The sequence below is a fragment of the Albibacillus kandeliae genome, assembly GCF_003116585.1.
GTDB classification, from domain to species: domain Bacteria; phylum Pseudomonadota; class Alphaproteobacteria; order Rhodobacterales; family Rhodobacteraceae; genus Albibacillus; species Albibacillus kandeliae.
Window position 1 is genome coordinate 57,273 of the sequence record NZ_QEHM01000002.1, and the last position, 23,638, is coordinate 80,910.

Below are 23,638 nucleotides of genomic sequence, written 5' to 3' on the forward strand. Positions count from 1 at the left end.
CCTTCACTTCTTCTGCAGGAACGTATCCACGCCTTTCAGCGGCACCCCGTCGCGCAGGCGGCTGAAGGTCAGCGACAGCCCGTCATCCGCAAGCGTCCGGTCGAACTGCTGGATCTCGTAGCCGCCGTCATCGTCGATGAAGAGCGAGAACACCGTCAGCGTATCGCCCGCGATGCGCGCCCAGACAAAGGGCTCGCCCGCCATCGGGTTAAGCTGGACCGCATGGCCGAAGACGTTGCGCGTCATCGCCGCCGAGAACACGCCCTCGCGCTCGGTCGGGACAAAGCCGATCTCGTAGCTCTTGGTCTTGCCCTTGCCGTCCCGGTAGGTGGTCGAGGTCCAGGCCACCGCGAACTTGCCGCCCTTGTCCGCCTTGATCGACACGCTCATGTCACGCGGATGGATCTGCCCGTCATAGGTTTCGACGTCGGCACTCCCGGAGTACTCCCCCACGAAACGATCTATCAGCCCCTCGGCCAGTGCCATCTGGCCCCAGAGGCAGAGAAGTGCAACGGCGGCAGCAACGGTACGAAGCGGGTGCACAGGGCCAATCCTTTCCTGAATCGTGTCGGAGGTCATCTCAACCATAATCCGACTTTGCTGCGCGACAATGCGCAATAATCCAATCGCTTCTGCGGCAATGTCTGCAACCGCGTCACCTGCGGCCCCCGGTACAGTCTTGCCGCGCCCCCGCAAACTGGCCAATTGCACGCCGCGCCCCATGGGGGTATTCGGCTTGCAGCCTTTGACAAGACGGAGACAGAGATGTCCGACACCCGCACCGAGACCGACAGCTTCGGCCCGCTGGAAGTTCCCGCCGACAAGTACTGGGGCGCGCAGACGCAGCGCTCGATCATGAACTTCCCCATCGGCTGGGAGAAGCAGCCGGTTCCGATCATCCGTGCGCTCGGCACCATCAAGAAGGCCGCGGCGATCGTGAACGCCGCGCAGGGTGATCTTGACGCCGAGCTTTCCAAGGCCATCCAGGCCGCCGCGCAGGAAGTCATCGACGGCAAGTTCGACGACAACTTCCCGCTGGTCGTCTGGCAGACTGGCTCGGGCACCCAGTCGAACATGAACGCCAACGAGGTGATCTCGAACCGCGCCATCGAGATGCTGGGCGGCGAACTGGCCTCCAAGAAGCCGGTGCACCCGAACGACCACGTGAACATGGGCCAGTCGTCCAACGACACCTTCCCGACCGCGATGCACGTCGCTATCGGCACCCACACCCGCGACGTGCTGCTGCCGGGCCTCGAAAAGCTGTCCAAGGCGCTCTGGGACAAGGTCGAAGAGTTCAAGGACATCATCAAGATCGGCCGGACCCACACCCAGGACGCCACCCCGCTGACGCTGGGCCAGGAATTCTCGGGCTACGCCACCCAGGTCGACCGCGGCATCGAGCGCGTCAAGCTGGCGCTGCCCCACATCTACGAACTGGCACAGGGCGGCACCGCCGTCGGCACCGGCCTGAACACCCGCAAGGGCTATGACGCCGCCGTCGCCGCCGAGATCGCCAAGATCACCGGCCTGCCCTTCGTCACCGCCCCGAACAAGTTCGAAGCCCTGGCCGCCCACGACGCCATGGTATTCTTCTCGGGCGCCCTCAAGACCGTCGCCGGCTCGCTCTTCAAGATCGCCAACGACATGCGCCTGCTGGGCTCCGGCCCGCGCTCGGGCCTGGGCGAACTGATCCTGCCGGAAAACGAACCCGGCTCCTCGATCATGCCGGGTAAGGTGAATCCGACGCAGGCCGAAGCGCTGACCATGGTCTGCGCCCACGTCATGGGCAACGACGCCGCCATCGGCTTTGCCGGGTCGCAGGGCCACTTCGAGCTCAACGTCTACAACCCGATGATGTCCTACAACGTGCTGCAGTCGATCCAGCTGCTGGGCGACTCCGCCTCTGCCTTCACCGACAACATGGTCGTCGGCACCAAGGCCAACGTGGCGCGCATCGACAAGCTGATGAAGGAATCGCTGATGCTGGTCACCGCGCTGGCACCGACCATCGGCTACGACAACGCCACCAAGGTCGCCAAGACCGCGCACAAGAACGGCACCACGCTGAAGGAAGAAGCCATCGCCCTCGGGCTGGTGGACGCCGAAACCTTCGACCGCGTCGTGCGCCCGGAGGACATGATCGGCCCCAAGGACTGATCCTTCCGAGATCGTATGAGAGGCCCCCGGAGCGATCCGGGGGCCTTTTTCGTTTGCCTGCTCCGTCACCCGCAGAAACGTGATGGCCCCGGCATTGCCGCAGCAGGGCCCGCGCCCCATCATCGCCCCATGCTTCACCGCCGCACTCTTCTCGTCACCTCCCTCGCCCTGCCCTTCATCCGCCCGGCCGCCGCCGCAGCCGCGCGGGAGTTCGAGGGGCTTGGTGACCGCTACGACCAGTTGCACAGCCTGCAGGTTCTCAAGGGCGGGGACCTCGTAGTCGCCGAGGTCTACCGCGGCCCCGGGCTGGACCGTCCCGCCAACATCAAGTCCTGCTCCAAGAGCATCGTCGCCCTCTTGCTCGGCATCGCCATCGAACGCGGCGAGGTTCCCGGCCTCGATGCCACGCTGGGCGAGGTCGCCCCCGCGCTGATCCCGGATGCGGCGGACCCGGCGGTTCAGGACATCACGCTCGGCGATCTAGCCAGCCTGCGCGCCGGGCTCGAACGGACCTCCGGCCCGAATTACGGCGCCTGGGTCAGTTCCTCCAACTGGGTCCGCGATGCGCTCTCCCGCCCGATGGTCGCCCGCCCCGGCGGCCAGATGCTCTACTCCACCGGTTCGACCCACGTTCTCGGCGCCGCCCTCACCGTCGCCACCGGCCAGAGCCTGCTGTCGCAGGCCCGCGCGCGCATCGGCCAGCCCCTCGGGATCGAGATCCCCGCCTGGACCCGCGATCCGCAAGGCTACTATATGGGCGGCAACGAGATGGCGCTGACCCCGCGCGCCATGCTGCGCCTTGGCCAGGTGCTGCGCGACGGCGGTCGCCTCGATGGGGCGCAGGTCATTCCCGCCGGTTGGCTCCGGACCTCCACCCGCCCGCTGACCCGCTCGCCCTACTCCGGCCTCTCCTATGGCTACGGCTGGTTCCTCAGCCGCAGCGGCTACGCCCTTGCACGCGGCTACGGCGGACAGGTCATCGCCTTTCACCCCGAGCGCGACCTCGCGGTCGCCATTACCTCCGACCCAAACCGCCCGGCCCGCTCGGAGGGCTACTTCGGCGCGCTGATGGACCTCCTCGACGGGCCGGTTCTCTCGCTCTGATCCTTGCCCGCATCCCCGCCGGATGGCAGGATGGCGCCAGAGCCGAGGGAACCTCCCATGTCCAATGTCACCAACCTGAACCAGTTCCGAAAGCAGAAGGCCCGCGACGCAAAGCGCAGCCAGGCCGAGGCCAACACCGCCAAGTTCGGCCGCACCAAGGCCGAAAAGACCCGGGACAAGGCAGAGGCGGACAAGGCCGAGCGCGATCTCGACGGCCACAAGCGCGACGAATGAGCCGCCCGGTCAAACGCTCGCTCACCCTGCGCGGCCATCGCACCAGCGTCTCGCTGGAAGACCCGTTCTGGGCCGCCTTCCGCGAAATCGCCGAGATCGAGAACAAGGCGATCAACGCCCTCGCCGCCGAAATCGACGAAAGCCGCGATGTCGATACCGGCCTCGCCTCCGCGATCCGGCTCTACGTGCTGAAGCACTATCGCGGTTAGGGCGGTGTTAACCCTGGGCTGGTACGCGCGTTACCATGTCCATGCCGACCCAACTCAGCCCCGAAGCCTGGATGCGCCACCTGTTCAGCTCGCAGGCCGCCCGTGACGGTGCCGTCATTCGCAGAAAGGTGCGGGATATCGAGCGCTATGTCGGTCGCTCCGCCTTTGAAGCGGAGCTGCGGCGCCGGGGCTATCATGCGGTGGAAAACTCCGGCCAGTTGATCATCTTCTGCAATCAGGACCCGATCCGCGTAATCCTGTAAACCATGACCGCATAACCGCGTTTTCTTTAAAGAAAACGTCCGCGGAATTTACGAAAATTCCGCCTCTCTCACCCCCGCCGCGTCACCTCCAGCCAGATCCCCTCGCGCGAGCGCACCGTCAGATGCGCCACCGGCACCGGCTCCCGCCCCTCGACGGCTGCAAAGCAGAACGCGCGCACCAGCATCGACAGGATCAGCGGCCCCTCGACCATGGCAAACCCCGCCCCGGGGCAGACGCGCGCGCCAGCGGAAAACGGCAGAAAGGCCTCGCGCTGGCAGGTCCTGCCGTTCTCCGTCCCCCACCGCGCGGGGTCGAATCCGTCCGGGTCCTCCCAGAGACGGGCATGGCGGTGCAGATGCCAGGGGCTCAGCACCAGTTGCGCCCCCGTCGGCACATCCCGGTCGCGGAAGCGTTCGGGGCAAGAGGCCGTGCGCACCATCATCGGCACCGGCGGGTAGAGCCGCAACGCCTCGCGGAACACATCGCGGCTGATCCTGAGGCGCGAGATGGCCGAGAACTCGGGCGCCATCTCCGCCGCCTCGCCCGCCACGCGGTCCTGCCACTCGGGATGCGTTGCCAGCAGGTACATCGCCCAGCCAAGCGCCGAGGCACTGGTCTCGTGCCCGGCGAGAAAGAAGATCGCCACCTGATCGACCATCTCCGCGCCGGAGAAACATTCGCCCGTGACCGGGTCCCGCGTCGTCATGATCTTGGTCGCAAGGTCATCGGGCGCGGTGCCCGCCGCAATCTCGGCCTGTCGCTGCTCCACCAGCCTGCCGATCAGCGCCCGGATGTCCCGCGCCGCATCGCGGGTCGCGCGCCGGTGAAACCGCGGCATCCAGCGCGGCAGCGGAATGAAGGCTGCGAGGTTCAGGATCGGCTGGCTGCGCTGGTAGTCGCGAAACCGGGTAAAGACCTGCGCCGCGATCTCGTGGTCGATGGGGATCGAGAACAGGGTGCGAAAGATCACGTCGGCCGCCACATGGCTGGTCAGCGCCTCGATCTCGACCTTACCCTCCTGCAGCCGCGCCACCGCCGCCTCGGCCGCCGCCCACATGGCGGGAAAGGTATCGCGCAGCCGCCCGCCCTCGAAGGCCGGGTCGATGATCCGGCGCTGCCGCTTCCACGTCTCGCCATTGGTCAGGAAGACCGAGTTGCCCAGCAGCGGCCGCAGCCCCTCGCCGATCCGGTCGGACTTGGGGAAATCATCGGGCCGCACCTTCAGGATCTCGGCCACGAGGTCCGGCTGGTTCACCAGGAACGACCGGAAGAACGGCGTTCGGAACTCCGCCATCCAGGCCCGGTACAACCGTTCGGGCTGGGCCGAGAGGATATCCCTGCGAAACAGCCGCGCATAGGTCCAGAGCGAGACCTTGTCGGGCCGGGAGGCAGGTTTCGGCGGCGTCATGCGACGGTGACCGAGGTGTATTTCGACGCCCGAACGTCGATGCGTGACTTCGACGGCAGGCGTCCCTCGAACCGCGCGGCCAGCGTCTGCGGGCCTGCCGTGATCCGGAAGTAGTCGTAATCGCCCGGTTGGTCGAAGGCGCAGAGATACTGGAAATGCAGCCGGAAGAAGCGCCAGCGCAGGGTCTGCCAGCGCGCCGGGCTCAGGGTCTGGGTAAAGGCGGCGGAAATCACCAGCGGCCAGCGCTTGCCCTCCGGGGCCACGCCACTCACCGCCACGGGGTCGCAGAGCGCAAAGGAACAGCCATCGCCCGGCGCGGTGACATCGACCCATGTCAGCTCCGTCCGGGCGGCGAGGTATTGCAGATCCCCCCGCAACCGACGCGCCTCGGGCAGGAAGGAAACCATGGGCACCACCTGCCCCAGAGAAAGGAACCCTAGAGCGGGACCATCCTTCGGCAAACGACCGGCCCGCAGCAGGTCGGCCAGCACCGAAACCGCCAGATGCGCGCCCGAGGAATGTCCGACGACCAGCACCTCGTCGACGGGCTCGTGCAGGGCCGTCGCGATCAACTCGGCAAACACCGCCATGCGCTGCTCCAGCTCGGGCGGGATGGCCCCCTTGGACTGCGCCGAATAGGCGTAGTCATGCATCAGGTAATAGGCAAAGAACCGGCCGTCCTTCGACTTGAACCAGCGCAGCACCGCGACCGCCACCGCCGCCCAGACACCCCAGAAGACCAGCCAGCCCAGCACCGCGCCACCGGCCTCCCACAGGAACGACAGCAGCCAGTCCGCCAGCCGTCCCAGCCATGTGCCCGCCAGCGCCCCCAGCCCGAGGGCCAGCAGGGCCTGAACGATCAGCATCCCCACCGGGTAGAGCGCGGCGATCACCGGCCCCTTGCGCAGCATCATCAGCCGCCGCAGGGTCCCGGTCGAAATATAGGTCCACGCGGTCCGCAGCAGTTGCAGGTAGGTCGCCGGGATCGTTCCCGACATGCTGTCGCGCACGATGTCCGACCAGACCAGCACCTCGACATCGGTCTCGACCTCGCTGTCCTCGATCCGCGCCGCAACATGCCAGCCGTAGGGCCCCTTCGAGGTCTTGGCGGTCAGCCCGATCTCGTAACCCGAGACCTCCGCCTGCGCGGCGCTCTCGGTCCGGTAGAGTTCGCGGTATCGGCGGGGATGGATCGGATCGTAGCCGGGAATGTAGAACACCCGGCGGCGACGCACCTGCGCCGCCTGCCCGCCCGTTTGCTGCCCTGTCCCCTGCTGCCCGGTCATTCGACCCTCATCGTTTGGGTCGAAAGACTAGCGGGCTTTTCCGGCAAGAGTAAGACTTTGATGTGAAAGCGCGGAACGTCCTAGCCGCGGTTGGCGAGGATGAAGGCAACCAGCGCGGCGGTCGATCCGTCCTTGCCCTCGGCGCTCTCCACACCGTCGACGATGGGCCCGAGCGAGGTCGCCAGTTCCTTGCCCAGTTCCACCCCCCACTGGTCATAGGAATTGATGCCAAGGATCACGCCCTCGACAAAGACCCGGTGCTCGTAAAGCGCGATGATCTGGCCCAGCACAAAGGGCGTCAGCATCGGATAGGCCAGCGTCACCGAGGGGCGATTGCCCGGGAACACCCGGTGTCGCGCCTGCCGCTCCAGTTCCGCCCCCTCGAACTTGTCGGCAACCTTGGCCCGCGCCTCGTCCAGCGACCGCCCGCGCATCAGCGCCTCTGACTGGGCAAGGCAGTTCGCCACCAGCAGGCGGTGATGATGCGCCAGCTCCGGCTCGTGGCCTTCGGCGGCCACCATGAACTCGCAGGGAATGACCGAGGTGCCCTGATGGATCAGCTGGTAAAAGGCATGCTGACCGTTGGTGCCGGGCTCGCCCCAGACCACCGGGCCACTGGGATAGCCGAGCGAGGTGCCATCCATCGCCACCGACTTGCCGTTGCTCTCCATCTCGAGCTGCTGGAAATAGGCGGGCAGCCGCGACAGCCGCTGATCGTAGGGCAGCACGGCGCGGGTCGGGTAGCCGCAGACCTGGTTGTGCCAGATGCCGGTCAGGGCCAGCATCACCGGCATGTTCGCCTCCCAGGGCGCGGTGCGGAAATGCGTGTCCATCGCCTGACCGCCCGCCAGGAACTGGTCGAAATTCTCCGCCCCGACAGCGATCATCAGCGAGAGCCCGATGGGCCCCCACATGGAATAGCGCCCGCCGACCCAGTCCTCGAAGCCAAAGACGTGCTCGGGGTCGATCCCGAAGGCCGCGGTCTTGTCGCCCGCCGTCGAGAGCGCCGCGAACTGCAGCGCCGCATCGCCGCCGCCGCTCACCAGCCAGTCCTTGGCGGTCTCGGCGTTCGTCATGGTCTCGATGGTGGTAAAGGTCTTGGAGGCGACGATGATCAGCGTCGTGGTCGGGTCCAGCCCCGCCAGCGTGTCGGCGATATGCGCGCCGTCGACGTTCGAGACGAAATGGCAGCGCGGGCCGTCATGGTACGGCGCCAGTGCCAGCACGCCCATCGCGGGCCCCAGATCCGAGCCGCCGATGCCGATGTTCACGACATCGGTAAAGACACCGCCCGCCCCGCGCTTGCCGCCGCCTCGCACCAGTTCGGCAAAGGTGCGCATCCGCGCCAGCGTCGCCAGAACGCCGGGCATCACGTCCTCGCCGTCCACCATGACCGCGCCGCCGTGCAGGTTGCGCAGCGCGGTGTGCAGCACCGCCCGCCCCTCGGTCTCGTTGATCTTCGCGCCAGCGAACATCGCGTCGCGTTTCGCCGCCACCCCGGCCCCGTCGCACAGCGCCGTGAGCGCCGGTCGGATATCGCCATCGATCTGGGTCTTGGAATAGTCCAGCCGCATCCCGTCCGTCTCGACGCAGAAGCTCGCGGCGCGGCTGGCATCGGCGGCAAAGAGATCCATCAGGTGCCGATCAGAAATGGCGGCGCGCAGCGCGTTCAGCCGGCTGAAATCAGGCATCAACTTTCCTTCCCAAATCACTGTAACGTCAGGTCTGGCATCACGAATGGCACGAAATTGCGAAACGCACAGCCACCATCGTTGCCGTGTCGCGTCATTCCGCCCAGTGCACCGTGATGTCGCCCAGAACCGCCTGCACCGGCGCCTCTTCGGGCGGCAGCCGCATCGCGCGTTCCAGCGCCTCGCGCTTGGCCGCCCCGGTGATTACCAGATGCTTAGACATCGCCCCCTCCAGCGCCCGCGCCGTCAGGCTGATCCGCGGCTCCGGCTGGGTCTCGGGCCGCAGCACCGCCACCGCAGGTGCATCCCCCGCCAGCGCCTCCAGCAGCCCCGGCGCCCCCGGAAACAGCGAGGCGGTATGCATGTCGCCCCCCATGCCCAGCAGCAGCACCGAGATCGGCAACTCCGCCTCCAGCTCCTCGGCAATCACCAGCGCCGCCATCTCCGGCGTCACCCCCTCTCGGTAGAGCGAGATGAACCGCGCCCCTGCCGCCCGGTCCGTCAGCAGGCGCGAGCGGATCAGCCGCGCGTTGGACCGGTCGTGATCCTCGGGCACCCAGCGCTCGTCGGTGGGCAGCACATGGACCCGGCTCCAGTCGAGGTTGACGCCGCTCATGGCATCGAACACCGGCCCCGGCGTGGTGCCGCCCGGCACCGCGAAAGAGGCACGCTCGTTGTTGAACAGGGTGTTTTCCAGCTGACCAACCAGCACGTTGGCCAGCCCGATGGCCAGCATGTCCTCGTCGGAATACTCGATCAGGTTCATGGGGTGATCCCCCTCCAGCTCCGCTTATCCCGCTCGATCAGCAGGTCGGCGTCGCGCGGTCCCACGCTGCCGCTCTCATAGGGCTTGGGCACGTCGTTGCGCGCCTCCCAGCCCGCGATGATCGGATCGGTCCAGGCCCAGGCGGCCTCGACCTCGTCACCGCGCATGAACAGCGTCTGGTTGCCCCGGATCACGTCCATGATCAGTCGCTCGTAGGCATCCGGGAAATCGGCATCCTCCGGCCCCAGCGCCTCGGAAAAGGTCATGTCCAGCGGCACGTCGATCAGGCGCATCCCCCCCGGCCCCGGTTCCTTGATCGTCACCTGCAGGGTGATCCCCTCGTTCGGCTGCAGCCGGATCGACAGCACGTTGGCGTGCTGCCCCGCGTCCTCACCAAAGATCGAGTGCGGCGTGTTCTTGAACATCACGTTGATCACGCTCGACCGCGCCTTCAGCCGCTTGCCGGTGCGCAGGTAGAACGGGGTGCCCGCCCACCGCCAGTTGCTGATATGGGTCTTCAGCGCCACATAGCTCTCGGTGCGCGAACGCGGGTTGTCCACCGCCTCGCGATAGCTCGGATGCCCGTCATCGCCCGGCACCGCATCATACTGTCCCCGCACGATGTGATGGGGCTGGACCGCATCGAGCGCCCGGATCACCTTGAGCTTCTCGTCGCGCACCGCATCGGGCTCGAACTGCGCCGGCGGTTCCATCGCGATCAGGCAGAGCAGCTGCATCAGGTGGTTCTGCATCATGTCCCGCATGGCGCCGGACTTGTCGTAATACTCGCCCCGGCCACCGACCCCGACGGTCTCGGCCACGGTGATCTGGATGTGATCCACGTACTGGGCATTCCAAAGCGGCTCGAACAGCATGTTGCCAAAGCGGACCGCCATCAGGTTCTGCACCGTTTCCTTCCCGAGGTAATGGTCGATCCGGTAGACCTGACTTTCCGGGAAGTGCGCCGCCAGCGTGGCGTTCAGCGCCTGCGCCGTGGTCAGGTCATGCCCAAAGGGCTTCTCGACCACGATGCGCGTCTCCTTGCTCGCCATGCCATAGGCGTGGATGCGTTCGGCCAGTTCCCCGAACAGGCCCGGCCCCACCGAGAAGTAGAACGCCCGCACCCGCGCCTCGGTCAGCTTCCCGGCCAGTTCCTCCCAGCCGAGGTCGCCCATGGCGTCGATCGTGACGTAGTCGAGTCGCGACAGGAACTCGCTCAACGCATCGGCCGAATAGGTCCCGACCGCGAATTCCCGGATCGCATCCGAGGCAAAGGCCCGGTACTCCTCCGCATCGTGCTCCGAGCGCGCGGCCCCGATGATCCGCGCCTCGAAGGGCATCTGCCCCGCACAATAGCGCCGGAACAGCGCGGGGAGGATCTTGCGCCGGGCAAGATCCCCGGTGCCCCCGAAAATGATCAGGTCGAATGGATCTACCGGTATGACGCGCGATACCATCGGAGTGTCCCTGTGCTGTCCCGTCCGTTGCCGGCCTTCTAACCCATGTTAGCGCAAACAGTCCACGCCTCTCATGCGGTTTCACAACTCTGTAAGCGACGAACGGTCGTCTTTTACTTTTTCAAAGGCATAGGATACATCGTGGTTCGGCGCTACCGTCAGGACTGCGAAATGAAAGATCTCGGCGAGAATTCAGGCAATTCGGGCAAGTTCCAGGACCCGCTGGTGACCGCGGACGGGGCACCCCGTGCCTCCGTTGCCCTGTCGCACGCGGAAACCCTCTGGTTCAACACCGGCACGCTCTGCAACATCACCTGCGCCAACTGCTACATCGACAGCAGCCCGACCAATGACTCGCTGGTCTACCTCTCCGCCGACGAGGTCTCGGACTACCTCGACCAGATCGAGGCGCGCGACTGGCCGATCCGCGAGATCGGGTTCACCGGGGGCGAGCCCTTCATGAACCCTGCGATGATCGAGATGGCCCGCCGCAGCCTCAAGCGCGGCTACGAGGTGCTGATCCTGACCAACGCGATGCAGCCGATGATGCGCCCGCGCGTGCGCGCCGGGCTCGCCGACCTGCAGAAGGATTTCGGCAACCGCCTCACCCTGCGGGTTTCGCTCGACCACTTCGAACGCGCCCACCACGACGAGGAACGCGGCGCAGGAAGCTACGACAAGACGCTCGAGGGCATGATGTGGCTGCGCGATGCCGGCATCCGCATGGCAGTGGCCGGGCGCACGCTCTGGAGCGACGACGAGGCGCAGACCCGCCGCGGCTTTGCCGAGCTCTTTGTACGCCACAGCCTCGACATCGACCCCGAGAACCCGGCCGAGACGGTCCTGTTCCCCGAGATGGACGAGGCCGTGCCGGTCCCCGAGATCACCACCGCCTGCTGGGGCATCCTCAAGAAATCCCCCGACAGCGTGATGTGCGCCTCCTCCCGCATGGTGGTCAAGCGCCGGGGCGCCGCGCGGCCCGCCGTGCTGGCCTGCACCCTGCTGCCCTACGACGCGCAGTTCGAACTGGGCACGACCCTCGCCGAGGCCGAGCGCGACGTCTACCTGAACCACCCCCACTGCGCCAAGTTCTGCGTGCTCGGCGGAGCCAGCTGCTCGGGCTGAGCCCTGAGCGGTCAAGTCGGGGCAATGATCCCGGTCGCCTGCGAAACACCGCGCCAAACGAGAACGGCCCGCCCTTCAGGATAGGCGGGCCGCATGGTTCAGAGGGGCGTTCTGACGACGATCAGTAGTCCCAGAAGCCGGTCAGGAAGTTGTCCTCGGTCAGCGAAACCGATCCGCCAAAGCTCGCCATCACGTTGTCCCCGTAATAGAGCTCGCCCGCGTCGTTATCCATGAAGAGCACCTTCTCGCCCAGGTCGAGCGCGTCCTGCCAGACATCGACGTCGAAGGTCACGTCGGTCAGGCGCGGCAAGGTGGCGGTGTTCTCGGCCTTGTCGAAGACGATCACGTCGTCGGCCACCGAGAAGTCGAGGATTTCGGCCACCTTGGAGTAACCGTCGAGTTCGAGGAACACCCGGTCCGAGCCGCCGCCCGTCCGGATCACGTCCGCCGCGTTCTGGAAGCTGCCGGTCAGCACGTAGATGTCGTCATTCCCGCCGCCCGCAAAGACCTGCTCGGAATGCATCCCTTCCAGCACGATGGTGTCGTTGCCCTGCCCGGTCCGCACGATGGCGTCCAGCCCGTCGGGATAGGACACGGACGAGCCCTGGATGATCACCGTATCCTTGCCCTTGCCGCCGTCGATCTCGATCGAGACGGAGACGTCCCAGTCCGCCGCAAAGGTGAACTTGTCGTTGCCGCCGCCCAGCGAGATCGACACCTTGGGGGCGTCTTCCCTGGCAAAGAAGGAAACGATATCGCGCTGACCGCCGGTGCGGATATCGACGCTGTCGACCTCGCCCGCAGTCGACAGGTTGACCCGGTCCTTGCCCGCCCCGGTCAGGATCTCGACGCTGGCCAGATCGATCAGGGAATCGTAGTTGACCTTGTCGTTCCCGCCCTTGGTATCGACCAGCAGGTTCAGCGCACCGGTGCTCTCTTCGATGAGGCTGTCGTCGATGCGCAGCGTCTCGGCGGTGTCGCCGCCCTCGATGGTAAAGTTCTTCAGCAGACGGTTCAGGTTGAGATAGACGTCATAATCCCAGTGCTCGATCGAGATCGCGCTGGTCTTGATCTCCGTCAGGTCCAGCGTCTCTGCCGAGGTGTTCTCGAAGCCGATGGTGACGAGGATGACCGAGGAAATCGTATCGTAGCCATTACCGGCGTCGAAACTCAGCGCGGCATAGTCGGCCAGGTCCGTTTCATCCCCGGTGAACTCCATGTAGAGCGAGCCCAGCCAGTCGTCGCCGTTGCCGCCAAAGAAGCGGTCCGACAGGTCCGCCTTGGGGCCGTGGGTAAACAGATCCTCCTCCCCGACATGGTGGTAGAGGGTAAACTTGTCGTCCCCGCCTCTGCCGTAGAAGCTCTCGCGGACTTCGTCAGCGGCCTCGAAAATGTCGTCGGCCAGGGTTCCGTAATAGGTTGTGCGCATGCCTCACCTGCTCGAATAGAATGCAACATCCGGGCGCGTTGTCCGGGACTGCCTCCCGCACGCCATCTATTCGTCAAAGGCTAGGCTGCGTCGCGGCCCTCAGCAACCGCAAGCAGAGCGGGCGCGGTGCGTTCGCCGCGCGCTGTTGCCTTTCCGCCGGTCGCACGTCCTAGTGCAGCGTGAACTCTCCGACCACGTTCTGCCATTCGCCCGGGCCGATCAGCTTGCGGTGCGTGAAGCGCACCGAATGCAGCGGCCCGTCGATCTCGCGCTGCCAGAACTCGACGAAGCCGAACAGCTTTGGATGGTCCGGCGCGATGTCGTAGTCCTGCCAGACGAAGCTGTTCAGAACGCTCTGGTAGTCGGGCATCCGGTAGAAGAATTCCGCCGTTGTCAGCCCGTACCCGCGCAGCATCAACTCGGTTTCACTCATATCCATTTGTAACCCCTTCATTGTGCCTGTATGAAACCATTGTGAAATCGAATCCCCATAAATCAACAAAAACAGTGTGTTAGCACTTAACCTCGGTGGCTGCCAAAGTGTTGGCCCGGCAGGCATTGCACCTCATATGCGGTGTCTGCTAAAGTCCCCCCACAATATGTAGCTACGCACAAAGAACGGGCAGCCGACGTGAGCGACACGCCAGAACCCCCTGAAAACGATGATGAAATCCCGGTGACACGTTCGACCTACGATGGGCCGACGGTGTCCATCGAGTCCGAGATGCGCACGTCCTACCTGGACTACGCCATGTCGGTCATCGTCAGCCGAGCGATTCCGGATCTTCGGGACGGCCTGAAACCTGTGCACCGGCGCATCCTCTACGCGATGCACGAGACCGGAAACACGCACGACAAGCCCTACCGCAAGTCCGCGCGCCCGGTCGGCGACGTCATGGGGAAATACCACCCGCACGGCGATTCGGCGATTTACGACGCCCTCGTGCGGATGGCGCAGGACTTTTCCATGTCCCTGCCCCTGCTCGACGGTCAGGGCAACTTCGGCTCGATGGACGGCGACAGCGCCGCGGCCATGCGATACACCGAGGTCCGCATGGACAAGCCGGCGGCCTACATGCTCGCCGACATTGACAAGGAAACGGTCGATTTCCAGGACAACTACGACGGCAAGGACCGGGAACCCACCGTTCTTCCGGCGCGCTTCCCCAACATGCTGGTCAACGGCGCGGGCGGCATCGCCGTCGGCATGGCCACCAACATCCCGCCCCATAACCTGGGCGAAGTGGTGGATGCCTGCCTCGCGCTGATCGAAGACCCGGACCTCACCTCCGAGCAGCTGATCGAATACGTGCCCGGCCCGGACTTTCCGACCGGCGGCATCATGCTGGGCCGCTCCGGCGCCCGCAAAGCCTACCTCGAAGGCCGCGGCAGCGTGATCATCCGCTCCAAGACCCGCACCGAGGAACTGCGCAAGGACCGCTGGGCCATCGTCGTGGACGAGATCCCCTATCAGGTGAACAAGGCCTCGATGATCGAGAAGATCGCCGAGGCCGTGCGCGAGAAGCGGATCGAGGGCGTCGCCCACGTGCAGGACGAATCCGACCGCAACGGCGTGCGCGTGGTGGTCGAGCTCAAGCGTGACGCCACCGCCGAGGTGGTGCTGAACCAGCTGTTCCGCTTCACCCCGATGCAGACCTCCTTCGGCTGCAACATGCTGGCGCTGAACGGCGGCCGTCCCGAGACGCTGACGCTGCGCCGCTTCCTGACCTGCTTCATCGACTTCCGCGAGGAAGTGGTGGCACGCCGCACCGCCTACCTGCTGCGCAAGGCGCGTGAACGGGCGCATATCCTCTGCGGCCTCGCCGTCGCGGTCTCGAACGTGGACGAGGTGGTCGCCACCATCCGTGCCTCCGCCGACGCCGCCGAAGCGCGTGAAAAGCTGATGGAACGCCGCTGGCCCGCCTCGGACATCGCGCCCTACATCCAGCTGATCGACGATCCGACCCACACCATGAACGACGACGGCACCTACAACCTCTCCGAGGTGCAGGTGCGCGCGATCCTCGAACTCCGCCTCCAGCGCCTGACCCAGCTCGGCGTCAAGGAAGTGACGGACGAGCTCGAGGAACTGGCCGGCAAGATCAAGGAATACCTCGAGATCCTCGGCTCGCGCGAACGCATCATGGGCATCATCGCCGACGAGCTGCGCGAAGTGCGCGAGCTCTTCGCCGTGCCGCGCCGGACCGAGATCGTCGACTGGGCCGGCGACATGGACGACGAGGACCTGATCGAGCGCGAGGACATGGTGGTGACTGTCACCCAATCCGGCTGGATCAAGCGGACCCCGCTGGCCGACTTCCGCGCCCAGAAGCGCGGCGGCAAGGGTCTCTCGGGGATGCAGACCAAGGACGACGACGTGGTCACCACGCTCTTCGTCGCCAATACCCATACCCAACTGCTGTTCTTCACCACCGACGGCATGGTCTACAAGCTCAAGACCTGGCGCCTGCCGCAGGGTGGCCGGACCGCCAAGGGCAAGGCCGTGATCAACATCCTGCCGATCCCCTCGGGTGTCTCGATCGCCGCCATCATGCCGGTGGACCGCGACGAGGAACACTGGGACGACCTGCAGATCTTCTTCGCCACCTCCGGCGGCGACGTCCGCCGCAACGCGCTCTCCGACTTCACCAACGTCAAGCGCAACGGCAAGATCGCGATGAAGCTGCCCGAGGGCGTGGAACTGGTCAACGCGCGCATCTGCTCCGAAGAGGACGACGTGATGCTGATCACCGACTCCGGCCGGGCGATCCGCTTCCCGACCACCGAGGTCCGCGTGTTCAAGGGCCGCGACTCGACCGGTGTGCGCGGTATCCGCCTGAGCAACGGCGACAAGGTCGTATCGATGTCGGTGATCCGCCACTTCGACGCCACCTCGGACGAGCGCGCCAGCTACCTCAAGATGCGCCGCCTGATGGCCGGCGTCACCGAGGAAGGCGAAACGGACGAGGAAGAAGGCAATGCCGACAGCCTGCTGCCCCCCGAGCGCTATGCCGAGATGTCGGCGGCAGAGAACCTGATCCTGACCATCACGGCCAACGGATCGGGCAAGCTCAGCTCCAGCCACGACTACCCGGTACGCGGGCGCGGTGGCATGGGCGTGGCCGCGATGGACAAGGCGATGCGCGGCGGCGCTCTGGTGGCCTCCTTCCCGGTCGAGATGGACGACCAGATCATGCTGGCCACCTCCAACGGCCAGTCGATCCGGGTCCCGGTCGATGGCATCTCCTTCCGCTCGCGCAGCGCGGGCGGGGTCCGGGTGTTCAACACCGCCAAGGGCGAGGAAGTCGTCTCGGTGGCCTGGATCGCCGAGAACGACGAGGACGAGGCGGCAGAGGAGTAATCCTCCCCTCCGACATCAAGTTCAAAGGCCCCGGGAAGAACCCCCGGGGCCTTTCTCGTTAACCAGAAGGTAATGTCCCTGCCCCATGCTCCCGCCTACCGAGGAGGAGCGCGGGACATGAACCTCTACTGTTGCCAGATCACCCTGCGCGACGACGCCAAGGCGCTGGCCTTTGCCAAGGCCGTCGACGACTGGATGGGTTTTCTCAAGGCACGCGGCGTGATCGCGTCATGGCGCCTGCTCCGGCGCAAGCTCAACCTCGCCTCGGACAGTTTTCGCGACTTCCTGCTCGAGATCGAGGTGGAGGACCTCGCACAGCTCGACCGCGCCTTCCGGCTGGCCGGCACCCATGATGAAGAGGTAGAGACCCTGCACAACGCGGTGCACGGCCTCGTGGCCGAGGCCGCCTTCGCCCTCTACCGCCCCTTCCCCGACCCAGAGCGCGCCGAACGCATGGCGCTGGTGTGAGGGTGCTGCCGCCTTGTCAGCGGGTCACGTCGTGGCCGTAGATCCAGTCGAAATCCGGCGCGAACCGTCCGCCCAACCGCAGTGCAATCTGCGCCACCTCCCGGATCGGCGACCGCAGGTGAAACTTCCAAGCGTTCCCCGCCGCCGCCGCAACCACCCGTTCGGCACGCGGGCGGCGCAGGGCCTCGTAGCGCGCGAAATCCCCAGTCTGCTCCAGGCTCTCGGCCAGAACCCATGCGTCCTCGATGGCCAGGCACGCGCCCTGCGCCATGAAGGGCAGCGTCGGGTGCGCCGCATCCCCCAGCAGGGCAACCGGCCCCCGGTGCCAGCGCGGTGCCACCGGGTGCAGGTGCAGCGCCCAGAGATGCGCCTCGCGCACCTCCGACAGCACCCGCCCGGTCGCACCACCGAAGCCGCCAAACCGCCGCCGCAGCTCGGCGGGGTCGCCCGACTGGCGCCAGCTCTCCCCGGTCCAGTCGCGCCGCTCCTCGACCGCGACGAGGTTGGTCACCGTTCCGCCGCGCAGCGGGTAGGTCACCACATGCCGCCCCGGTCCCATGCTCACCACCGCCGGCCCGCCCTCCGGCGCCGCGACCGGCACCACCGCCCGCCAGGCGACCTGCCCGGTAAACCGCGCCGGGCCGGGGTCGGCCACCACCGCCCGCGCCACGCCACGCACCCCGTCCGCCGCGATCAGGCAACCGGTCTCGACACGGCTGCCATCGGCCAGGCGCAGCCGCGCTACGTCGCCCGTAATCTCCAGCCCCTCGGCCCGTTGTCCCAGCGACAGCACCACCCCGGCGTCCCGCGCCGCGCGCTCCAGCGCCGCCAGCAGGTCGGCCCGATGAAAGAACCACGTCGGCCCGGCGCGCGGCGGCGCGATGCGCAGAACCGGCCGGTCGCTGCGCCAGTCGCGCAGTTCCACCCCGCCCGAGCGCACCGCGGGCACCTCCGAACCGAAGACCTCCAGCGCGCGCAGCACCGTCATGCCGTTCTGGCTGATCTGAATGCCCGCACCGACCTCGGTCAGCGCCGGGGCCTGCTCCAGTACCTGCACGCGCGCGCCGCGCCGCACCAGCGCCAGCGCCGCACACAGCCCGCCGATCCCCGCCCCGAGAACCGCGATCTCGCGCCCGTTCAAAGCCATTGCCCCTCCGCGAAAAACAAAACGCCGGAGCGGCCGGCCCCGGCGTTACAAAGTCCTGAACCGACTGTTCCGGTCGGCGGTCGCGATCACTCGTCGCGATGAACCTTTTCGCGGCGCTCGTGGCGCTCCTGCGCTTCCAGGCTCATGGTCGCGATCGGGCGGGCATCGAGGCGCTTGAGCGAGATGGGCTCGCCGGTGACCTGGCAGTAGCCGTATTCGCCCTCTTCGATGCGGCGCAGCGCGGCGTCGATCTTGGAGACCAGCTTGCGCTGGCGATCGCGGGTCCGCAGCTCCAGCGCGCGGTCGGTCTCTTCAGAGGCGCGGTCGGCAACGTCGGGGATGTTTCGGGTTCCGTCCTGCAGGCCTTCGATGGTATCGCGGCTTCCCGCGAGCAGTTCCTGCTTCCAGTTCAGCAATTTGCGGCGGAAGTATTCCACCTGCTTGTCATTCATAAAGGGTTCATCTTCGGCCGGCCGATAATCTTCCGGCAAGAAAACGTCCTGCTTCATTGTCGCTCCCTCAGACTCGCCAAGAAGGTCGCTCATTAAACTACTCTGGACTTCTGGCACACCATGCCGCAGCGTTTAGCCGAGCGGCCCGGGATTGTCACTACACAATCACGATGCGTCCGGGTTAAAAGGCCCGGGCAACAAAGGTTAACAGCGTCGCAGGCGACAAAGGACAGAATTCGCATGAGATTTCAGGGCACCGAAGAATACGTAGCCACCGAGGACCTGACGGTCGCCGTGAACGCCGCCGTGACGCTGCAGCGACCGCTGCTGGTCAAGGGCGAGCCGGGCACCGGCAAGACCGAGCTGGCGCGCCAGGTGGCAACGGCCCTCGGCCTGCGGATGATCGAGTGGAACATCAAGTCCACGACCCGTGCCCAGCAGGGTCTCTACGAATACGATGCCGTCAGCCGCCTGCGCGACAGCCAGCTTGGCGACGACCGGGTGCACGACGTCGCCAACTACATCAAGAAGGGCAAGCTCTGGCAGGCCTTCGAGGCCGACGAGCGCGTGGTGCTGCTGATCGACGAGATCGACAAGGCCGATATCGAGTTCCCGAACGACCTGCTCCAAGAACTTGATAAGATGGAGTTTTACGTCTACGAGACCGGCGAGACGATCAAGGCTAAACAGCGCCCCATCGTCATCATCACCTCCAACAACGAGAAAGAACTGCCCGACGCCTTCCTGCGCCGCTGCTTCTTCCACTACATCCGTTTCCCCGACGAAAAGACCATGCGCAAGATCGTCGAAGTGCACCATCCCGGCATCAAGGAGGCTCTTCTCACCACCGCGCTGACCCAGTTCTACGAACTGCGCGAGACCTCGGGACTGAAGAAGAAACCCTCCACCTCCGAGGTGCTCGACTGGCTGAAACTGCTGCTGGCTGAGGACCTGACCGCCGAGGATCTCAAGCGTGACGGCGCCAACGCGCTGCCCAAGCTGCATGGCGCGCTGCTGAAGAATGAACAGGACGTTCACCTCTTCGAGCGCCTGGCCTTCATGGCCCGCGGTCAAAATCGTTAATCTGAAATAGACGATATAGATTAAATTCTAAGCAGCAGGGCATTGCGTTTCCGATCCGTCGCCAGTTTTGCCCTGCTTCTCCATTTGTTGATCTCGGCTTTTGCCGCGCATCACCCCGTTCCTGTGCCTCGCGGAATACGACAAATCGCTTGAGCCGATCCCCCGGCTCTGCCAATTTCCGCGCATGACCCAGACTGCGCCCCTCACGCTCCGCCCCCTTCGCGCCGAAGATCGCCCGCAATGGGCCGAGCTCTGGACCGGCTATCTGACCTTCTACGAGTCGAGCGTCGCCCCCGAGGTCTACGACAGCACCTTCGCGCGCCTTCTCGGCGACGACCCGCGCGACTTCAACTGCATCGTGGCCGAGCAGGACGGCAAGCTGCTCGGCATCGTCCACTACCTGTTCCACCGCCACGCCTGGAAGATCGAGGACGTCTGCTACCTGCAGGACCTCTTCGCCGTGCCCGAGGCGCGCGGCACCGGTGTCGGGCGCAAGCTGATCGAGGCGGTCTACGCCGCCGCCGACGCAAAGGGCGCCCCCGACGTCTACTGGATGACGCAGGAGTTCAACGCGACCGCCCGCCAGCTCTACGACCGGATCGGGGTCCTGACCCCCTTCATCGAGTACAACCGTTCATGATCGCGCGCGCGGCCCTCCTCGCGCTCCTGCTGCTCGGGGCCTGCACGACGGACTACGAAGAAGACGTGCCGACACGGGCGCGGATCGCCGACAGCACCCTGCCCCCGATGAAGAGCTTCGGCGCCACCGTGGGGCGCGCCCCGGTGGCCTCGAACGCCAACATCGCCGCCGACTTCATCTCGCTGCATTTCGAACTGGAGAGCGGGCGCGCCCTGCCCGTCCTCACCCGCTTCGAAGGCCCCATCACGCTCCGGATCGAGGGCGCCGCCCCACCGAGCCTGCGCCCCGACCTCGCCGCGCTGCTCGAACGCATCCGGCGCGAGGCCGGTATCCCGATCACCCAGGTCTCCCAGGGCGAGGCCAGCATCACGATCCAGGCCGTCAGCCGCGAGGAGATCCGCTCCGCCCTGCCCGACGCGGCCTGCTTCGTCGTCCCGAATGTCTCCAGCCTCGACGAATTCAAGCGCAACAAGCGCCGCGCGCTGACCAACTGGTCGCTCCTGCGCGAAAGGCACCGGCTGGGCATCTTCCTGCCCTACGACGCCCCGCCGCAGGAGATCCGCGACTGCCTGCACGAGGAACTGGCACAGGCGCTCGGGCCGCTGAACGACCTCTACCGCCTGCAGGACTCGGTGTTCAACGACGACAACATGCACACGGTGCTCACCGGCTTCGACATGCTGATCCTCAAGGCGACCTACCAGCCCGAGCTTTACAGCGGGATGAGCAAGGACGAGGTCGCCGCCCGCCTGCCCGCCATCCTCAGCCGCCTGAACCCGCGCGGCGACAGCGAGCCCTCGCATGCCATTTCGCCCACGCCGCGCAAGTGGATCGAGGACATCCAGACCGCCCTCGGCCCCGGCGCCAAGCCGGCCGCGCGGCGCATCGCCGCTGCCGACGCCGCCCGCATCGCCCAGAACCTCGGCTGGCAGGACCACCGGCGCGCCTTTACCCATTACATCCTTGGACGGATGATCCAGGAAGAAGACCCGCTGCTGGCGCAGCAACACTTCAACAGCGCGCTCTACTACCTCCAGAACGAGCCCGGCACCGACCTGCATCGCGCCTTCATCGCCACCCAGACCGCCGCCTTTTCGCTCTCGCGCGGCAACGGGGAAGAGGCGCTGGCGCGGATCGAACCCCACCTTCGCGTGGCCTCCGACGCGCAGAACGCGGCGCTGCTGTCCACGCTGATGATGCTCAAGGCCGAGGCGCTCGACCTCGAAGGACGCCACGGCGAGGCCGAGGCCGTCAGGCTGGACAGTCTGGGCTGGGCAAGATACGGCTTCGGCTCGGATTACGCGGTCCGCGCCCGGATGCGCGACATCGCGGCACTGTCGCCGCGCGCCCGGAACGGATAGGTCCCATCGGGACCCGGACCGCACGAGGAGGAACCATGCTGGTAATCGGAGGCGCCCTGATCGGCGCCATGCTCGGCGCCCTCTCCGCACGGCGGCAGGGCGGCAAGGCGGCGGACATCGCCCAATACGCGGCGGGCTACGCCATTGCCTTGGCGCTGCTGGGGATGATAGCTACCATCGTGATAGAACGCTCGCTGATCTGAGGTCCCATGTTCCTGCCCTTCTTCGAAAACCTCAGAAAATCCGGCGTGCCGGTCTCGCTGCGCGAGTTCCTGAGCTTCCTCGAAGGCATGAAGGCGGGGATCGCGATCTACGACGTCGAGGCCTTCTACTACCTCGCCCGCACCGCGATGGTGAAGGACGAGCGCAACATCGACAAGTTCGACCGCGCCTTCGCCGCCTCCTTCAAGGGGCTTGAGGAGATCGGCTTCGAGCAGGTGCTCGAAGCGGTGGACATCCCCGCCGACTGGCTGGCCAAGATGGCCGAAAAGCACCTGACCCCCGAGGAAAAGGCCGAGATCGAGGCGCTCGGCGGCTTCGAGAAGCTGATGGAGACGCTGCGCGAGCGGCTGAAGGAACAGGAAGGCCGCCACCAGGGCGGCAACAAGTGGATCGGCACCGCCGGCACCTCGCCCTTCGGCGCCTATGGCTACAATCCCGAGGGCGTGCGTATCGGCCAGAAGGAAAGCCGCCACCAGCGCGCCGTGAAGGTCTGGGACAAGCGCGAGTTCAAGAACCTTGACGACACCGTCGAACTCGGCACCCGCAACATCAAGGTGGCGCTCAAGCGCCTGCGCCGCTGGGCCCGCGAGGGCGCGGCGGAGGAGCTGGATCTCGACAACACGATCCGCTCGACCGCCGAACACGGCTACCTCGACGTCAAGACCCGCCCCGAGCGGCGCAATGCCGTGAAGGTGCTGCTGTTCCTCGACGTCGGCGGCTCGATGGACCCGCACATCAAGGTGGTGGAAGAGCTGTTCTCGGCCGCGCGGGCCGAGTTCAAGCATCTCGAGTACTTCTACTTCCACAACTGCCTCTACGAGGGCGTCTGGCGCGACAACCGCCGCCGCTGGGACCAGCAGACCCCGACCCACGAGGTGCTGCGCACCTACGGGCCCGACTACAAGTGCATCTTCGTCGGCGATGCCTCGATGAGCCCCTACGAGATCGCCTACCCGGGCGGCGCCAACGAGCACTGGAACCCCGAAGCGGGCCAGGTCTGGCTGCAGCGCACGCGGGAGCAGTGGAAGTCGAACCTCTGGATCAACCCGGTGCCCGAGAAGTACTGGAGCTACACCCACTCGATCCAGATGATCCAGGAGATCTTCGGGGGCAACATGGTGCCCATGACCCTCTCGGGGCTCGAGAAGGGCATGAAAGACCTTACCCGCTAGTCTTGCGCGGTCGGAAAGCGCCGGGGCGCTGCCCCGGACCCCGGGATATTTAGCAACCCAAAGAAGCCCTGCGCGGTCAGTCGTCGAGGGTTTCGAGATTGGTCAGGAAGAGCGAGAGCGCCTTGGTGAAGGTCGCGACCTCCCCGGCCGAGAGCCCCGCAAGCAGCCGCTTCTGACGATCGAGCGCCAGCGCGAGGATCTCGGCATGCAGGCGGCGCCCCGGATCGGTCAGCGACCACTCGGTGGGCCGGTCGGGCGCGGGGGCGGCCAGCCCCTTCTCTTCCAGCCGGCGCAGGCTGCGGCTCACTGCGGCCTTGTCGATGCCGATGGTACGGGCCGAGTGGCTGACCGTGCTGCCGGGCTCTCGCGTCAGCATCACCAGCATGCGCCAGTCCATCGCGCCGATGCCGAAGCGGTCCTGGAACAGGCGCGCGGATTGCCGGGTGAAACGGTTGGCGGCAAAGGTCAGCAGCACCGTGGGTGCCCGGCGGAAGCTGAGTGTGCGCGCCTCGGACTGGGGCACGTCGACGAGGAACAGCTCGTCGGGAAGGTCGTCGTCGGTCATCTGTCGGGGTCTGCCTCTGCCGTGGTTCAGGCAC

At 66.1% G+C, this 23,638-nt stretch carries 24 protein-coding genes; 13 read left to right on the plus strand and 11 right to left on the minus strand.

Annotated features, from left to right (window positions below):
• Positions 1-3: 3 nt before the first annotated feature.
• A complete protein-coding gene (locus tag DDT93_RS05510) occupies positions 4-543 on the minus strand; it encodes a hypothetical protein (protein ID WP_232825381.1) in 540 nt (179 codons plus the stop codon).
• A gap of 222 nt (positions 544-765) precedes the next feature.
• Here DDT93_RS05510 and fumC point away from each other — a divergent pair, with 222 nt between their 5' ends.
• The 5 genes from fumC to DDT93_RS05535 all read left to right on the plus strand — a co-directional run bounded on the left by fumC (position 766) and on the right by DDT93_RS05535 (position 3,970).
• Entirely contained in the window at positions 766-2,160 is a 1,395-nt protein-coding gene (fumC, locus tag DDT93_RS05515; RefSeq protein WP_109464817.1) for a class II fumarate hydratase, read from the plus strand.
• Positions 2,161-2,289: 129 nt separating this feature from the next.
• A complete protein-coding gene (locus DDT93_RS05520) occupies positions 2,290-3,264 on the plus strand; it encodes a serine hydrolase domain-containing protein (RefSeq protein WP_109464818.1) in 975 nt (324 codons plus the stop codon).
• A gap of 57 nt (positions 3,265-3,321) precedes the next feature.
• Positions 3,322-3,498, plus strand: coding sequence for a DUF4169 family protein (locus tag DDT93_RS05525; RefSeq protein ID WP_109464819.1), 177 nt, complete (start codon positions 3,322-3,324; stop codon positions 3,496-3,498).
• Positions 3,495-3,707: a ribbon-helix-helix domain-containing protein gene (locus DDT93_RS05530; protein ID WP_109464820.1), complete on the plus strand. Its 213-nt coding sequence runs from the start codon at positions 3,495-3,497 to the stop codon at positions 3,705-3,707. The genes DDT93_RS05525 and DDT93_RS05530 overlap by 4 nt, the downstream gene beginning before the upstream one ends.
• Positions 3,708-3,742: 35 nt before the next feature.
• Entirely contained in the window at positions 3,743-3,970 is a 228-nt protein-coding gene (locus DDT93_RS05535; protein WP_109464821.1) for an N-(5'-phosphoribosyl)anthranilate isomerase, read from the plus strand.
• A 68-nt stretch (positions 3,971-4,038) separates the two neighbouring features.
• Here the strand turns inward: DDT93_RS05535 and DDT93_RS05540 are convergent, their stop codons facing one another.
• The 5 genes from DDT93_RS05540 to zwf form a co-directional block, all read right to left on the minus strand.
• On the minus strand, positions 4,039-5,379 hold the full coding sequence (locus tag DDT93_RS05540; RefSeq protein WP_109464822.1) for a cytochrome P450: 1,341 nt from the start codon (positions 5,377-5,379) through the stop codon (positions 4,039-4,041).
• Positions 5,376-6,665, minus strand: a complete 1,290-nt coding sequence (locus DDT93_RS05545) for an alpha/beta hydrolase family protein (RefSeq protein WP_109464823.1) — start codon at positions 6,663-6,665, stop codon at positions 5,376-5,378. The genes DDT93_RS05540 and DDT93_RS05545 overlap by 4 nt, the downstream gene beginning before the upstream one ends.
• Positions 6,666-6,745: 80 nt before the next feature.
• Positions 6,746-8,356 (minus strand): glucose-6-phosphate isomerase, encoded by a 1,611-nt coding sequence (gene pgi / locus DDT93_RS05550; protein ID WP_109464824.1) that lies wholly within the window; start codon positions 8,354-8,356, stop codon positions 6,746-6,748.
• 94 nt (positions 8,357-8,450) lie between these two features.
• Positions 8,451-9,122 (minus strand): 6-phosphogluconolactonase, encoded by a 672-nt coding sequence (gene pgl / locus DDT93_RS05555; protein WP_109464825.1) that lies wholly within the window; start codon positions 9,120-9,122, stop codon positions 8,451-8,453.
• Positions 9,119-10,579: a glucose-6-phosphate dehydrogenase gene (gene zwf / locus DDT93_RS05560; protein ID WP_109464826.1), complete on the minus strand. Its 1,461-nt coding sequence runs from the start codon at positions 10,577-10,579 to the stop codon at positions 9,119-9,121. The genes pgl and zwf overlap by 4 nt, the downstream gene beginning before the upstream one ends.
• Positions 10,580-10,750: 171 nt before the next feature.
• On the opposite strand from zwf, the gene DDT93_RS05565 reads away from it, so the two are divergent.
• Complete coding sequence (locus DDT93_RS05565; RefSeq protein WP_109464827.1) at positions 10,751-11,704, plus strand: radical SAM protein; 954 nt, start codon at positions 10,751-10,753, stop codon at positions 11,702-11,704.
• Between the two features lie 121 nt (positions 11,705-11,825).
• Here DDT93_RS05565 and DDT93_RS05570 read toward each other — a convergent pair whose 3' ends face one another.
• Both DDT93_RS05570 and DDT93_RS05575 read right to left on the minus strand, forming a co-directional pair.
• Entirely contained in the window at positions 11,826-13,133 is a 1,308-nt protein-coding gene (locus tag DDT93_RS05570) for a hypothetical protein (protein ID WP_109464828.1), read from the minus strand.
• Between the two features lie 169 nt (positions 13,134-13,302).
• On the minus strand, positions 13,303-13,572 hold the full coding sequence (locus tag DDT93_RS05575) for an usg protein (RefSeq protein ID WP_109464829.1): 270 nt from the start codon (positions 13,570-13,572) through the stop codon (positions 13,303-13,305).
• A 192-nt stretch (positions 13,573-13,764) separates the two neighbouring features.
• Here DDT93_RS05575 and gyrA point away from each other — a divergent pair, with 192 nt between their 5' ends.
• Both gyrA and DDT93_RS05585 read left to right on the plus strand, forming a co-directional pair.
• Positions 13,765-16,494, plus strand: a complete 2,730-nt coding sequence (gene gyrA / locus DDT93_RS05580) for a DNA gyrase subunit A (protein WP_109464830.1) — start codon at positions 13,765-13,767, stop codon at positions 16,492-16,494.
• 117 nt (positions 16,495-16,611) lie between these two features.
• Positions 16,612-16,962 carry a DUF6614 family protein gene (locus DDT93_RS05585; RefSeq protein ID WP_109464831.1) on the plus strand — a complete coding sequence of 117 codons (351 nt, stop codon included), beginning with the start codon at positions 16,612-16,614 and terminating at the stop codon, positions 16,960-16,962.
• 16 nt (positions 16,963-16,978) lie between these two features.
• Here DDT93_RS05585 and DDT93_RS05590 read toward each other — a convergent pair whose 3' ends face one another.
• Complete coding sequence (locus tag DDT93_RS05590) at positions 16,979-18,109, minus strand: FAD-dependent monooxygenase (RefSeq protein ID WP_109464832.1); 1,131 nt, start codon at positions 18,107-18,109, stop codon at positions 16,979-16,981.
• A gap of 86 nt (positions 18,110-18,195) precedes the next feature.
• On the minus strand, positions 18,196-18,618 hold the full coding sequence (gene dksA / locus DDT93_RS05595) for an RNA polymerase-binding protein DksA (RefSeq protein ID WP_109464833.1): 423 nt from the start codon (positions 18,616-18,618) through the stop codon (positions 18,196-18,198).
• A 183-nt stretch (positions 18,619-18,801) separates the two neighbouring features.
• Between dksA and DDT93_RS05600 the strand changes: the two genes are divergently transcribed.
• The 5 genes from DDT93_RS05600 (at position 18,802) to DDT93_RS05620 (ending at position 23,039) form a co-directional block, all read left to right on the plus strand.
• Entirely contained in the window at positions 18,802-19,644 is an 843-nt protein-coding gene (locus DDT93_RS05600) for an AAA family ATPase (RefSeq protein WP_109464834.1), read from the plus strand.
• 184 nt (positions 19,645-19,828) lie between these two features.
• Positions 19,829-20,284 (plus strand): GNAT family N-acetyltransferase, encoded by a 456-nt coding sequence (locus tag DDT93_RS05605; protein ID WP_109464901.1) that lies wholly within the window; start codon positions 19,829-19,831, stop codon positions 20,282-20,284.
• Complete coding sequence (locus DDT93_RS05610) at positions 20,281-21,645, plus strand: DUF2927 domain-containing protein (protein WP_109464835.1); 1,365 nt, start codon at positions 20,281-20,283, stop codon at positions 21,643-21,645. Before DDT93_RS05605 ends, DDT93_RS05610 begins: the two co-directional genes overlap by 4 nt.
• Positions 21,646-21,680: 35 nt before the next feature.
• Positions 21,681-21,848, plus strand: a complete 168-nt coding sequence (locus tag DDT93_RS05615; protein WP_109464836.1) for an apolipoprotein acyltransferase — start codon at positions 21,681-21,683, stop codon at positions 21,846-21,848.
• 6 nt (positions 21,849-21,854) lie between these two features.
• Complete coding sequence (locus DDT93_RS05620) at positions 21,855-23,039, plus strand: vWA domain-containing protein (protein ID WP_109464837.1); 1,185 nt, start codon at positions 21,855-21,857, stop codon at positions 23,037-23,039.
• Positions 23,040-23,115: 76 nt separating this feature from the next.
• On the opposite strand, the gene DDT93_RS05625 is transcribed toward DDT93_RS05620, so the two are convergent.
• Positions 23,116-23,604, minus strand: a complete 489-nt coding sequence (locus tag DDT93_RS05625) for a MarR family winged helix-turn-helix transcriptional regulator (protein ID WP_109464838.1) — start codon at positions 23,602-23,604, stop codon at positions 23,116-23,118.
• Positions 23,605-23,638 lie beyond the last annotated feature (34 nt).